This is a genomic window from Grimontia sp. AD028 (assembly GCF_000973155.1).
Lineage (GTDB): Bacteria > Pseudomonadota > Gammaproteobacteria > Enterobacterales > Vibrionaceae > Enterovibrio > Enterovibrio indicus.
In genome coordinates, this window is sequence record NZ_LASY01000159.1 from 1 (window position 1) to 13177 (window position 13177).

Genomic DNA, 13177 nt, shown 5'->3' on the forward strand with positions numbered 1-13177 from the left:
CCTCGAATTGAACGCATTGATGACCTCTGAACTCAAACATCTTCAGGTCGTTTGGGTATACACGCTGACAACAACCAAGACTTTCTTTATCGCAGACATAAAAAAGCCCCCGCATTGGCGAGGGCTGTCATCAAACATTGAGTTAGTCTATCACAACGGGTAACGCAGTATGACTGCCCCACTCACTCCAGGAGCCATCGTAAACCGTGACTTTCCTTCCTAACGCCCATTCCGCTGCGAGCGCAAAGGTACAGGCGGTAACCCCCGAACCACAGGAAGATACATTGGGCAAATCGTCAGAAAGGACAGGCAACAGCAGCTCAGTCAGATCCTCTTTTGACTTGAACTTGCCGTTCTCCGTCAAAGAAGGAAAAGGTAAGTTCTTAGCACCAGGCATATGTCCACTTCGCACACCGGGTCTAGGTTCAGCGACGCTGCCAGAAAAGCGGTCTGCCGGCCGGACATCAACCACATTAAGCGTTCCTGCTTCAATACCAGATAGCAACGCGTTGGCATCAATCACGCCTTCTCTATCTAGATTCGCCTGATATACTTCTGGCTCCGGTGATGTAGGCGCATCTTTGACGATCTCGCCACCAATGGCCTCCCAGGCTGGCATGCCACCATCAAGCAATGCGACATGATCATGTCCCATCACTTTAAACATCCACCATACGCGCGGGGCTGAGAAGATACCTGCAGTGTCATAAACAACAATGTGATCATCAATACTGATACCTAGCGCTCCCACTGCCTTTTCAAATTGTTCTTCTGAAGGCAGCATATGCGGGAGTGAAGAGGACTTATCGTAAATCTCGCCATCAAAGTCGAAATACACCGCGCCGGGAATACGCTTCGTGAACCATTCCGATTTGGCGTTTCTGTCTGTACCTGGCATGAACCAACTGGCATCCACCAGCTTTAACTTTGGTGAATCTAGGTTATCTCTTAACCGCTCCGCACTCACCAGCACTTCATTTCTCTGTAGCAAGTCACTCTCCTTATATCTCACCGTCGTAAGACCCTAGCGAATGGTATAGCATGAGCCAAGTCGCTATTAAATATTAAAAAGGACAATATGTTGTCACGCAGACTAATTGGCGCTGCAATTTTTGCTTTTCCACTATTATGCGCCCCGGTACAAGCTGCTACCGTGTCTTTTTCTCTCGATAATGATGGTGCTCTGGGAACAGACAGAGATTACACCAGTGGTCTTTTCCTGCGTTGGTCTTCTGACCCGGGTGTGATCGGTTACAGTCTGGAAATTGGTTCTCAGATGTGGACGCCGTCAGATATCGAGCTCACTACCCCGCAACCAAATGAGCGCCCCTATGCGGGATTGGTTTACGGTATGGGCCGTGTCTACCACCAAACCGACTTTTACGCGCTAAAAGGGAGTTTGATGTTAGGTACCGTTGGGCCAGACTCCTATGCTGAAGAAGCTCAGTCCATTGTTCACGAAATTGTGGGGTCTCCAGATCCTAAAGGCTGGGCATACCAAATTGATAACGAATTCGTTTATCAGGCAGGTCTCGAAGCGCACCAACTCATCGCCAGAGGACAAATTGGCGAATTTAGCGTATTTGGCCGCGGTCAGGGAGGCAACTTTCAAAGTGAAGTGGCTATTGGTGGCACATACAGAATCGGATTTGATCTATCGAATACCTTTGGCTCAACATCTCTGTTGCCAGGTAACGCCGTCGATGTCGGACTTCTAAGCCAAAGCGACAACGGTATGTTCTTTTTTACCTCGGTCGAAGCCCGATACCGTTTTCATGACATTACGATTGAAGGTGACAAGCCGCCCGAAAATGATGATGTCCACGTTGAGCACGTGCAGGCCGGCGTAACCGGTGGCGTGACCTGGTATTCACGGCATTGGGGAGCAGTGGCATCCGTCACCGCCCACTCAAAACAGTATGAAGAAGCGTCGCGCAACCATAGCGCCTATGCCAATTTCACACTTTTCTATCGCTACTGATTCAAGTAGTACGAAGATAAAGGGCAAGATTTCCTGCCCTTTATCTTGTTATAAGCCTAACTCTTTAACGACCATTTCTAACAGGTAGGTTTCTCTCTCGATAGACAAACCCTGCTTATCGCTATTTGCGATTGTTTCCTTGTTGTGGGCAATCGCTTCATGGATATTTACCCAAAGCGGTCGCATGCCATTTTTTACTTCGTAATCTTCCAGCGAAACTTCACCAAGCTCATCGTCAATGTCACACCAAAAGCAATAAGACAACATATGAACCACATCAAAGTACGGTTTGTGCCAAGGGCGAAACTCCTCATATGCACCAAACGCTCGAATGTTGCGAATGTTCTGAGCACCCGTTTCCTCGCTGAGTTCACGAACCAGTCCCTCTACTTCGTTTTCATGCTCATCAATCCCTCCGCCAGGAAGTGAATAGTCATGATATCGCTCGGTGAACAGAAGAAGGATCTTGTCCTCTTTCACTACAATGGCGCGGGCGGCGCGTCGATGAAAGACAGATTTCTCCTCAAGAGGAAGTACTTCGGGGTGGTAACTGGTTTTTAGAATATTCATAGATAGCAAGTGGACTCGCGGCGATTTGACCTTTTCGAAGACACGCACTCTAACGGGAACAGATAGTCAGAGCAAATAAATGGCTATCACCCAATTCATCTAGAGATGCGAGCCACATAAAGCTTTTTTACTGCTGATAATCGAGTCACTTATTGCTTTTGACGACTGACTTCTTAAAATACGGCCAACCTTAAACATAGATTCTGGTTAGACCACTGAAACCTGCGTCGCAATGGGTAAAAGAAGCACGTTTCTAAACGTTAACTCTCTAATATTCAGTATGTTATGACACCAGATAACGCTGACATTCAGGGTTGAAAGAAAGTCCGACATGTATACATGTAAATTATTACGACAATTAAGTCTCATGATTAAGCCTTAAACTCGTATTTTGTATATAGTTATATTCATCAATAACGCCTTTTTCCTGTCACTTTTTCAACACGGTGTCGGTTAAATCAGTGAGAAACGACCACGAATGATTTTTAACGGAGCAAACATCAATGCTGCAGAAAGTCGCCATTGATAACGTTGAGATCGGCATGTATGTCGAGCAAATTGAATCTCAACGCGCCCGCACAAAGATGAAAAAGCCTGGTTTCATCCGACGACAGGAAACCATTGATAACCTGCGTGAAAAGGGTGTGCTTTTTGTTTATATCGATGCAGACCAAATCACTTCCGACGAAGACATTCAGTACCGCGAAACCAAAGTGGGCAAGCACTCGTCCGTTAAAGGCAATGACGAGTTCGGTGCCGCAAAAGAACTCGTAGACAAATCAAAGAAGCAACTGAGCAAGCTACTCAACGATGTCTATGAGAACAAACCCGTCGACATTGAACCCGTCAAGCAAGTCAGTTCCGATATCGTAGAAAACATTTTCGAGCGCCGAGACGCGGTGCTTTGGATCAGCGGCATACGTGAAAAAAGCGCCTACCTGCTGGAGCATTCCATGAATGTGGCATTCCATTTGGTGAACTTTGGCCGTTATCTGGAGCTTGATCGTCAAACGCTGGAAGAGCTCGCTATTGGTGGGCTTGTACACGATATCGGCAAAATTCTGGTCCGTGATGAAGTCTTAAACAAGCCTGGCAAGCTTAGCGACGAAGAGTTTCTTCACATGAAAGAGCACCAAACACTGTCGCAGCCAGTTTTGGATAGCATGATTGATTTGCCGAAGCTCAGTAGAGACGTCAGCTTGATGCACCACGAAAAGATTGACGGTAACGGCTACCCGAATGGGCTCAAGGGCGATGAACTCACTTTGATTGGGCGCATGTCCTGTATTGTCGATATTTATGATGCCCTAACCGCAGAGCGCTGTTACAAGCCCGCGCTATCACCGTCAGAGGCATTCAAGATTATGATAGGTCTGACACCTTTCCATCTCGACCCTGATCTTCTCAAAAAATTCATCCGTTGCATTGGCTTCTACCCTATCGGATCAGTCGTCGAACTCAGTAACGGTCGCGTCGGATTGGTGTGTAAAGAAAATCCAGATGACTTGATGACCCCAACGGTGAAAATGTTCTATTCCGCGAAAACGGAATCCTTCCGTGAAGTCGAGTACATTGACCTCAAGAAGCGTCCCGATCTCAAAATTATACGCGGCCTGACCGAAGCAAAACTAAAAACGGATTTTGCCGAATTCCGTTGATCGTTCCATTCTTCGCCAATCGCACCACTTCTCTTTTTTATTTCATGACCTAGCCGACAGTTTTTCTTATACTTGTCGGCTCTTTTACTTGTGGAACTGAAACAATGCGTATTTGTGCTGTCGATTTAAAAAGCAACGAAGCAAACATTTGCCTGCTGGAATCTAATCAAGGTCTGTTTGAAGTGCCTGATTGTCGCGCGCGAAAGTTCACGATCACTGATGCGGCAAGTGCCGAGCAGATCCGCAACTTCCAAAAGCAATTCGCCAAGCTGGTGGAAGACTACAAAATCGAAAAAATTGTTATCCGTGAACGTCCTACCAAAGGTAAGTTCGCGGGCAGCGCAGTAGGTTTCAAAATGGAAGCTGCACTGCAACTTCTGGAAGGCGTAGAAGCGGAAGTGTTCAGTTCTTCTGAAATGAAAGCATCACTTAAACGCAACCCTATTCAGGTTTCGCTGAAAGAAGTCGGTCTTAAGCAATTCCAGGAGCAAGCGTTCCTAACAGCTTGTTCTTACCTGAACAAATAATCCCTAAGGTCAACAGACCCTAAGAACTTCAAGGGCTGCAATCGCAGCCCTTTTTGTTTTTTGTTCAAACCTGATCGTCTATTCAGTTCCGTTTCTGGCTAATACCCTTCATTCATGATGATATGTTTATTGAAACTCACATCACGATTCAGATAGAGACATGACGGACAACACGACTTATCAACAAGCCAGACTTTCCCGCGACGCACGCTTTGATGGCTTGTTCTTTACCGCCGTAGTCTCAACCGGTATCTACTGCCGTCCTATCTGCCCTGCACCTTCGCCAAAAGAAGAAAACGTACGCTACTACGCTTCGGCAGTTGAAGCCGCAGCACAGGGCTTTCGACCTTGTCTTCGCTGTCGTCCAGACAGCGCACCCGGTTCACCAGCCTGGTTGGGGAAAGAAACGACATTTCGACGCGCATTGAGCCTGATCCAAGAAGGCTACCTGCATGAACACAGTGTGCCTGAGCTTGCGGAAAGACTGGGCGTTAGCGATCGATACCTTCGCAAACTCTTTACTGCTTCGTTGGGCTGTTCGCCAAAGCAATATGCCCAATACCAGCAGATCCTGTTTGCGAAAAAGCTCTTGCATGAAAGCCAGTGGTCAGTCGCTGATATTGCTTTTGCATCGGGGTTTAACAGCATTCGACGCTTCAACGACTGCTTTCAACAACAATTGTCGCTTTCACCCACTCAAGTTCGCCGTAAAGAGTTGAGAAGTCATGAAGCCATGACCCTCAGCATGAGTTTTCGTCCTCCCTACCACTGGGAGGCTTTTAAACGGTATATGGCACCGCGGATCGTTCCCGGTCTTGAATGGCTAGGCGAAAATAGTTACGGCCGACGTTTTACTGCTCAGGAACAACAAGGCCGTTTCACCGCCACACTAAAGAAAGATAAGAATATTTTTGAGGTGGAAATTGAACTTGAAGATCCCAAGCTGCTCTATCACGTGGTCAACCGCATTCGCCACCTGTTGGATTTGGACGCAAATCCAGAAGTGATTGATGAAGTGATGCGACATGTCGCACCATCGTTCGATGCTAAAGGGCTTCGTATTCCCGGATGCTGGAATATGGAAGAAGCAGGGCTGAGAGCCTATTTGGGTGAACATATTGACCCCATCAAAGACGCATCATTACTTGTCAAAGAGCCTTTCAATAAAGAAGACCACGAACAAGCACCTTTCATGGCGCATTGGTCGGCTATTTGTGAACGCTATAAACACGAACCGTGGCCAGAAGCATCACCAACCCCTTACTTAAACGACGAACAATATACCTATGCACGCTTGCGGGGGTTGAGTCTCCCTGATTTGGCAGGTTTTGAAATAATTAGCCAGAAGTCTGCACTTTCAGCGAAACCGTGGAGAAGCTATCTGGCATTGGCTGTCACAGACCATTTGGCTACAGGAAACGAGAAAGCCATCGCGGGTAACGAATAAGGATATTTCATGAAACAGTACCGATATGAATACGACTCGCCACTTGGCACCATTACCCTTACCGCTTCAGATAAAGGGCTGACCTCCCTTTCACTGCCAGAATATAAATACGATATTCCAGTCTCTGATGAAGAAGTCTTCGCACGTGAACCTTTCGAAACTGCTCTTTCACAGCTGGAAAAATACTTTGCCGGGGAAGCAGTCAAATTTAATGTACCCTTGGATCTATTGGGTACTGCCTTTCAATGCGAAGTATGGGAGGCATTACAATCCATTCCTGCGGGAGAAACCCGAAGCTATGGCGAACTGGCTCTAGACGTTGGTAGACCCAAAGCCTCCCGCGCTGTCGGTGCTGCAAATGGTCAGAACCCTGTAGCGATTATTGTTCCCTGTCATCGCGTCATTGGAAAGAATGGAAAGCTAACAGGATACGCAGGAGGACTGAATGCCAAGGCCTGGCTGCTAAAGCATGAACAGGCCATGGCGAAGTAGCTTAACTCGCTGCCACCAGCACACGTTGAGCCAGCAATTTGATAAACCGAAGGGGCGTAATGCGGTAACCCAAGTGAAGATAAAACCCATGCGCCTCCTCACGGCTGATATGACTGGTTACTTCAATGCGATGGCAATTTTGTTTCTTAAGATATGTCTCAGCATGTTCGAGTAACTGCTTGCCAATGCTCATATCTCGAAAGTTTTCATCAATCACCATGGATGAAATTCTTCCCCAAGGCATATCATCGTGAACCACATCAACGGTATGCACGGCGATAAAACCCACTACCATGTCGCATAGCTCAGCCACAAACAATGCATCCCGCGGCTGGGTCATGATCTTTTCTAAGCGATGCTCGGTGCCTTCGAGTTCAGAAGGGTAGCCAAGGGTATGGCAGAGCGCATTAATGCGCTCTGCATCTTCCAATGTTGCCGGACGAATAATCATCTCCAGCTCCTTTTACTGGTTGTTTGCAGTAGGCATTGCATCTGACACAGAACGCAGGCTCACGCGGCGGTCAAAGAAGTAGCCTTCGCGGTCACCTTCTTTTTCCAATGCCAGTTGATGACCAAATGCGGTTTGAGCCAACTGCGAAGGTGCGACACCCTGCTCAACCAAGTAGTCATAGACAGCCTGAACACGCTGCTGCGAGAGTTTCAAGTTGTACTCTTCATCACCACGCACATCGGCATGTCCTTCCAAATCCCACTGCACATCAGGTTGTTGGCGCATCAACGCTGCCACTTCATCGAGCTGTAACCGGAAATGTGGCTCAATTTCTGATGAATTAGTGCGGAACTGAATATCCATCGCCAGTTCCAGCGCGATTTCTTTCTCGTTCATTTCGGCTTTGAGTTTTGCCAGTTCGATTTCGTTTTCCGCATATAGGGAGCGATAAGTTTCCAATTGCGCGTTTTGCTCGCTGATATCTGCTATCACATTCGCTTGCTGTTCGTTTTGCTCATCGATACTAACCACCTGGCCTATTAAACCGCCCACAACAGCACCAGCGACTGCTCCAACAGGACCACCAATCACCGCCCCCAGCGCAGCACCGCCACCGAAGCCAATCATTTCGGTTGTTTGGTCACGCTGTGTGTGTAGCGTTTGGTCTGCCGCATACGCTGTAGAGACTGTCATAGGGATAACCAGAGAGATTGCAGCCAGAGTTTTATTCATCTTGTTCATTGTTATTTCCTCATCCATTTCAGGTTTCGAAGGGAGAACCCGTTCGTCGTTTCGATGAGGTCATTAAAACAAGGCAAAATGGCACTGGCTGGGAACAAAAAAGGCAATGTTCGGGGCAATTGTGGCAAAAAAATGGCTTTTGCCCTGAATCGGCTTGATCCCCTTTTTCAACGCACGAATTACGGTATAGTCAAACCATCTACTGTTTGATTACCTGAATAAAAATGAAACGTATCGCTATTGTTGAAGACGAACCAGCCATTCGAGAGAACTACGCAGATGTACTGCGTAAACAAGGTTATTCGGTCTCTACCTATGCCAACCGCCCTGACGCTGAAGAAGGCTTTAAGCAACGCCTGCCCGATCTAGCCATTATCGATATCGGTTTAGCAGAGGAAATTGATGGAGGTTTTCAGCTTTGTCAGTCGCTACGAGCCATGTCTGCCACCCTTCCGATCATTTTCCTTACCGCAAGGGACAGCGATATAGACACGGTTGTCGGCCTGCGAATGGGTGCTGATGACTATCTAACAAAAGACATTAGTCTTCCTCACCTGATGGCACGCATTGCCGCTCTTTTCCGTCGCAGCGAACTGTTGAGTCTCGCTTCAACCCAAACAGAATCCTTGTTAGAACGCGATAACCTCACGCTGGATCTCAACCGCATGCAGGTTAAATGGAAAGATCAAACGGTGGATCTGACCGTGACGGAGTTCTGGATGGTTCATGCGCTAGCTAAGCGACCGGGCCACGTGAGAAGTCGTCAGGATTTGATGCAAGAAGCGCATGTGGTCGTCGATGACAGCACCATTACCTCTCACATCAAGCGCATCCGCAAGAAATTCATCGCGCTGGATAACACGTTTGACCATATCGACACTGTGTATGGCATGGGTTATCGCTGGGACAGCACAAAATGAAGTTCATCACCGAAAAGGTGTGGCGCTGGGTGTCAGGCATCCGCACAAAAGTGGTACTGTTAAGCGGCCTGTTACTCTTGCTGCCCTTTATTGGTTACAACTACGTGTGGGAGCTAGAAAATGTGCTCAGGCAAGGTCAGGAACAAACCCTGATGGGATCTGCCCGCGCCTTTTCAATGGCACTGAATCAACAGCCTGAACTGTTCGAACGCCAACAAAACACCAAACCAAGGCTAGAAGAAGGCAAAGACCTCTATGCCCTTGCATTAAAATCTCCCATCGATATCGATGGAGCAACCTTAGATTGGGATCGCTATCAGACGCATCGCGTGAACTATGCAGACGCGCATGTCATTTTCAGCCGAACGCCTTATCAAAGAACCGAACTGAACTTTGATTTGATCATGGCCAGCGATGGAGACGACCTCTACGCCCTGATAGACATCGTCGATAAAACCCCGATACTCAGACGCGAAAATACTGCCAGAATTGACCGCAATGACCACCTAGTGGTCACCTTGACCACTCCGCAAGGAGAGCTAAAACGTTACGCCGTCTCCGCCAAACAAAGCGGCAAAGCAGATATCTATCTCGTTGAAAACACGATCGATGATACGGAGCAAACTTTTCCATCAGAAGCCATCAATGGCTGGTGGCAGGAAACCGCACAAGGGCATGTTATCGAGCTGGCCATCCCTGATTGGTTAGTCGGCGAAAAATTGAGTTTCGCCTACTACGACGTGACCAATCGTTACAATCGCGATATTGAAACCATACTCGCTACGTCAAACCCAAGAAGCGCCGAAACCCTCGGCACTCTGCTTGTCCCCTCCCCAGATATCGAGCGCGTATTGACGCGAATGAACGATGAAAGCTCGAGAGTTTGGGTGGTTGATCAACACGGCCGAGTACTCGCGAAATCAGGCGATCTACAATCTGCCAACGGTGTATGGGAAACCACCATCAAGTATCAGGAAGCGCCAAGTGGATTGATGGGCTGGATTCAAAACAACATTCTCAATCCTTTCTACTACCGATTGCTTGAGCGCCCACCCGAAAAGATCATTGATGCAATGCACAATGCCGCTGTCTTCCGTGGCGTTGAAGCACAGCAGGCATTGATTGGTCGCCCTTACGCAAATTGGCGCCTGACCCCCGATGAAAGCACCACCATTCTTTCCGCGGCTTACCCTGTAAAAGTTGGTGATACCGTCGTCGGAGCTGTCGTCGTGGAAGAAACCACCAAAGGCATTAAAACCCTGCGTAACAAAGCACTGGAGCAACTTTTTAATGTCTTGCTGGCGGTTATTTGTACTGGCGTGGTTGTACTTCTGCTTTTTGGTTCTCACATTTCCCGACGTGTCAGGAAACTGCGTGATGACGCAGAGAGCGCCATCGACTCGCAAGGACGTGTTCTGCATCAGTTGGAACCCGCGACCAGCAAAGATGAAATCGGCGACTTATCCCGTACTCTATCCACCATGGTCACGCGTCTTTCTGACTACAATGCTTATCTCGAGAAGATGTCGTCCAGTTTGTCACACGAGCTAAGAACCCCCGTCGCGGTTGTGCGGTCTTCCCTGGAAAACCTCGCGTTTGTGACTAAAGAAGAGGACCAGCTTCGCTATATCGAACGCGCTCAGGAAGGTGTATCCCGCTTGGCAACCATTCTCTCAAGCATGACGGAAGCGACCCGCTTGGAGCAGAGCTTTGAACATGCCGAGCACACAGAATTTCCGCTCGACAAAGTGGTATCCGGTTGCGTCCAGGGCTACGAGTATGCCTACCCTGGCCAAGGCTTTACTCTGCACATCAAAAATGGCAACTACCAGATGTCCGGCGTACCAGAATACATCGCACAGCTTTTAGATAAGCTGGTTGCCAACGCGGTTGAGTTCCACCAACAAGACACCAATGTCGAAATATACATGCTGATTCACGACAATATGGCTCGCATCACAGTCTCTAACATTGGACCTCAATTGCCTGAAAATATGGGAAATCAGTTACTCGGTTCCATGGTCTCTGTTCGGGAGGAAAAGCATAAATCAGACAAACCACACCTTGGTTTGGGCTTGTATGTAGCCAGATTAGTGGCGGAGTTCCATCAAGGACGGCTCTCTATAACCAATCGACCAGATGGCAAAGGCGTGAACGTTACGGTTTGGCTGCCACTCGCATCTACCCAAACGACCTGAGTATACAATTAGGGAAAACAACAGAAGGAATATCCATGAAACTACATGAGTTTGCACCAGCACCTAACGCACGGCGCGTTAAACTTTTTCTTGCTGAAAAGAAAATAGATATTCCTTCAGTGCATGTCGATATTCGTGGTGGCGAAAACCTAACAGACAAATTCAAAGCAATGAGTCCAAACGGACGCATCCCCTTCTTAGCGTTAGACGATGGCACAACGATCTGTGAGTCCATTGCGATATGCCGTTATTTGGATGCCGCTTTTCCAACTGACCACAGTTTGTTCGGCTCTACGCCAGCAGAGATAGGCAAAGTGGAAATGTGGAACCGAATTGTCGAACTTCAAGGTCTCTTTACTGCCTTCCAAGCATTTAGAAATCTTACTGGCATATACAGTGACCGTGAGCGCTGTGTTGAAGCCTGGGGTGAAGAAAGTAAATTAAGAAACATCGAATTTTTGCCAGTACTGGAAGAGAGACTTTCGCAGTCAACCTATCTGGCCGGGGAGCATTTTTCCGTCGCGGACATTTCCGCTTATATCATGGTAGATTTTATAAAGCACATTGATATTCATATCGATGACAGCATGCCTTCTATTCAGCGTTGGTATAATCAAGTCAGTCAACGAGAAGCATTCATCGAAGCCAACTCGAAATAAAAAGGATTGAAAATATGATTGAGCTCTACACTGCAGGAACGCCGAATGGCTACAAAATATCGATTGCCCTTGAAGAAATGGGGCTGCCTTACGAGTACCACGCGCTTGATTTGATGGCCGCAGATCAGAAGAAACCTGAATATCTGGCGATTAACCCCAACGGACGTATTCCAGCGATTGTTGATAAAGACAACGATGACTTCGCAGTTTTCGAGTCAGGTGCAATTCTTATTTATCTCGCAGAAAAAACGGGGAAATTCCTCCCTACCGAACCAAAGAAGAAAAGCCAAGTGCTGCAATGGTTGATGTTCCAGATGGGTGGTGTTGGGCCAATGATGGGTCAGGCTAATGTATTCTATCGTTACTTCCCTGAGAAAATTCCTGCTGCGATAGAGCGCTACCAAAACGAAGGGCGTCGCCTGTTCGAGGTCATGAATGGTCAATTGGCCAATAATCGTTATTTGGCTGGTGACGAATACACAATTGCAGATATTTCGACCTGGCCATGGGTTCGTATTCATGAATGGAGTGGCGTCGATATCTCCGGTCTTGAGCACTTGCAACGCTGGGTTGATGAGTTGGCACAAAGACCAGCTTGCCAGAAAGGTTTATTGGTTCCTCCTCCATCTAATCTGTCAGACGAAGAGAAAGCAAAACAAATCTCTAAGATGGTAACGAAGTAAAATCTCTCTTCTCCAGAAACAGTAAAGCCGTCCCGAAGGACGGCTTTTTAAATTTCTTTCACGTACTCGATAAACACTTGGTCGCCTGAATATTCGACCTTGGCAATGGTGCCATCAACGGTTAAAGAGGTTCTTACCACGATGGGGCCGTTGTTCATGATGTTTTTGTTGTCTTTTAGACTGGGTAGTGAGCTACCAGGATCCAACCCCATCTCTTTACAGAAACGGAAAACGAAGTTTCGATCCATTGGAACATCACCGCGCATGGTCTTTGAGAAGTCCAACTGACTCACTCCAAGGCGTTTGGCCATCTCAATTTGGGTGATTCGTAATTTCGCTTTGTAAGACATCCACGCGTCATAAAGTGTCTGCCTGTCATGATAGGTAAATTCCATAAATCCCCGCTTGTTACCTACCTCTCCATAGACAAAATCATAACGGTGAAGCGCTTTCTCAATGTCAGCGAGGCGTAAGTGCGGCGTAAACACTTGTCGAAACTGGTGCTCTTCGCTATGTTATCGCCCTGCCTGGTCGTTCATTTCATTCTGGGCACATTATGACAAAGAGAGAGTTACTATGAGCCACAACCTTGCATTGCTGCCACCTGATGAAAAACAAAAAATTGAACTTGATAAGCAAGCAGCTTATTCGGTATGGCAGGTGAAAAATGCGCTGGCTGAGAGAAGCGTTCTTGCACAACAGGCAAGAGACATTTCAGATGAAAATGAACGCGCGCATTTTGTAGATTGCGTAGATAAGTATTCAAAAATAATGGGGCTCTAAAGCCCCATTTTTCCATACCCGCTTAGGGGCTGTTGACCTCTGGTGATGATTTTTGCAGCAGTTTGTG

General features: G+C 47.5%; 15 protein-coding genes. 10 read left to right on the forward strand and 5 right to left on the reverse strand.

The features are described 5' to 3' along the window. Positions 1-142: 142 nt before the first annotated feature. Complete coding sequence (locus RN22_RS23310) at positions 143-991, reverse strand: sulfurtransferase (RefSeq protein ID WP_046308226.1); 849 nt, start codon at positions 989-991, stop codon at positions 143-145. An 87-nt stretch (positions 992-1078) separates the two neighbouring features. On the opposite strand from RN22_RS23310, the gene RN22_RS23315 reads away from it, so the two are divergent. After that, on the forward strand, positions 1079-1981 hold the full coding sequence (locus RN22_RS23315) for a lipid A deacylase LpxR family protein (RefSeq protein ID WP_046308228.1): 903 nt from the start codon (positions 1079-1081) through the stop codon (positions 1979-1981). A 48-nt stretch (positions 1982-2029) separates the two neighbouring features. Here the strand turns inward: RN22_RS23315 and RN22_RS23320 are convergent, their stop codons facing one another. Beyond that, positions 2030-2551 carry an NUDIX domain-containing protein gene (locus RN22_RS23320; RefSeq protein ID WP_046308230.1) on the reverse strand — a complete coding sequence of 174 codons (522 nt, stop codon included), beginning with the start codon at positions 2549-2551 and terminating at the stop codon, positions 2030-2032. 503 nt (positions 2552-3054) lie between these two features. On the opposite strand from RN22_RS23320, the gene RN22_RS23325 reads away from it, so the two are divergent. The 4 genes from RN22_RS23325 to RN22_RS23340 all read left to right on the forward strand — a co-directional run bounded on the left by RN22_RS23325 (position 3055) and on the right by RN22_RS23340 (position 6675). After that, complete coding sequence (locus RN22_RS23325) at positions 3055-4209, forward strand: HD-GYP domain-containing protein (protein ID WP_046308231.1); 1155 nt, start codon at positions 3055-3057, stop codon at positions 4207-4209. A gap of 104 nt (positions 4210-4313) precedes the next feature. After that, positions 4314-4736, forward strand: coding sequence for a DUF3010 family protein (locus tag RN22_RS23330; RefSeq protein ID WP_046308234.1), 423 nt, complete (start codon positions 4314-4316; stop codon positions 4734-4736). Between the two features lie 160 nt (positions 4737-4896). Next, positions 4897-6183 carry a DNA-3-methyladenine glycosylase 2 family protein gene (locus tag RN22_RS23335; RefSeq protein ID WP_046308236.1) on the forward strand — a complete coding sequence of 429 codons (1287 nt, stop codon included), beginning with the start codon at positions 4897-4899 and terminating at the stop codon, positions 6181-6183. A 9-nt stretch (positions 6184-6192) separates the two neighbouring features. Next, on the forward strand, positions 6193-6675 hold the full coding sequence (locus tag RN22_RS23340) for a methylated-DNA--[protein]-cysteine S-methyltransferase (protein WP_046308238.1): 483 nt from the start codon (positions 6193-6195) through the stop codon (positions 6673-6675). A 1-nt stretch (position 6676) separates the two neighbouring features. On the opposite strand, the gene RN22_RS23345 is transcribed toward RN22_RS23340, so the two are convergent. Both RN22_RS23345 and pdsO read right to left on the reverse strand, forming a co-directional pair. Further along, positions 6677-7126, reverse strand: a complete 450-nt coding sequence (locus tag RN22_RS23345) for a GNAT family N-acetyltransferase (protein ID WP_002535776.1) — start codon at positions 7124-7126, stop codon at positions 6677-6679. Positions 7127-7138: 12 nt separating this feature from the next. Continuing rightward, positions 7139-7867 (reverse strand): sortase-associated OmpA-like protein PdsO, encoded by a 729-nt coding sequence (gene pdsO, locus RN22_RS23350; protein ID WP_046308241.1) that lies wholly within the window; start codon positions 7865-7867, stop codon positions 7139-7141. Positions 7868-8091: 224 nt separating this feature from the next. Here pdsO and pdsR point away from each other — a divergent pair, with 224 nt between their 5' ends. From pdsR to RN22_RS23370, 4 genes are read left to right on the forward strand one after another with little or no spacing between them, the layout of a single operon-like run. Further along, positions 8092-8787: a proteobacterial dedicated sortase system response regulator gene (gene pdsR / locus RN22_RS23355; RefSeq protein WP_002535773.1), complete on the forward strand. Its 696-nt coding sequence runs from the start codon at positions 8092-8094 to the stop codon at positions 8785-8787. Then, a complete protein-coding gene (gene pdsS, locus RN22_RS23360; RefSeq protein WP_046308244.1) occupies positions 8784-10985 on the forward strand; it encodes a proteobacterial dedicated sortase system histidine kinase in 2202 nt (733 codons plus the stop codon). The genes pdsR and pdsS overlap by 4 nt, the downstream gene beginning before the upstream one ends. A gap of 35 nt (positions 10986-11020) precedes the next feature. After that, positions 11021-11644, forward strand: a complete 624-nt coding sequence (locus RN22_RS23365; RefSeq protein WP_046308246.1) for a glutathione S-transferase family protein — start codon at positions 11021-11023, stop codon at positions 11642-11644. 14 nt (positions 11645-11658) lie between these two features. Beyond that, positions 11659-12327, forward strand: coding sequence for a glutathione S-transferase family protein (locus RN22_RS23370; protein ID WP_046308249.1), 669 nt, complete (start codon positions 11659-11661; stop codon positions 12325-12327). A gap of 47 nt (positions 12328-12374) precedes the next feature. On the opposite strand, the gene RN22_RS23375 is transcribed toward RN22_RS23370, so the two are convergent. After that, complete coding sequence (locus tag RN22_RS23375; RefSeq protein WP_046308250.1) at positions 12375-12722, reverse strand: helix-turn-helix domain-containing protein; 348 nt, start codon at positions 12720-12722, stop codon at positions 12375-12377. Between the two features lie 181 nt (positions 12723-12903). On the opposite strand from RN22_RS23375, the gene RN22_RS23380 reads away from it, so the two are divergent. After that, a complete protein-coding gene (locus RN22_RS23380; protein WP_002535765.1) occupies positions 12904-13110 on the forward strand; it encodes a DUF3283 family protein in 207 nt (68 codons plus the stop codon). The last annotated feature ends 67 nt before the right edge of the window (positions 13111-13177 follow it).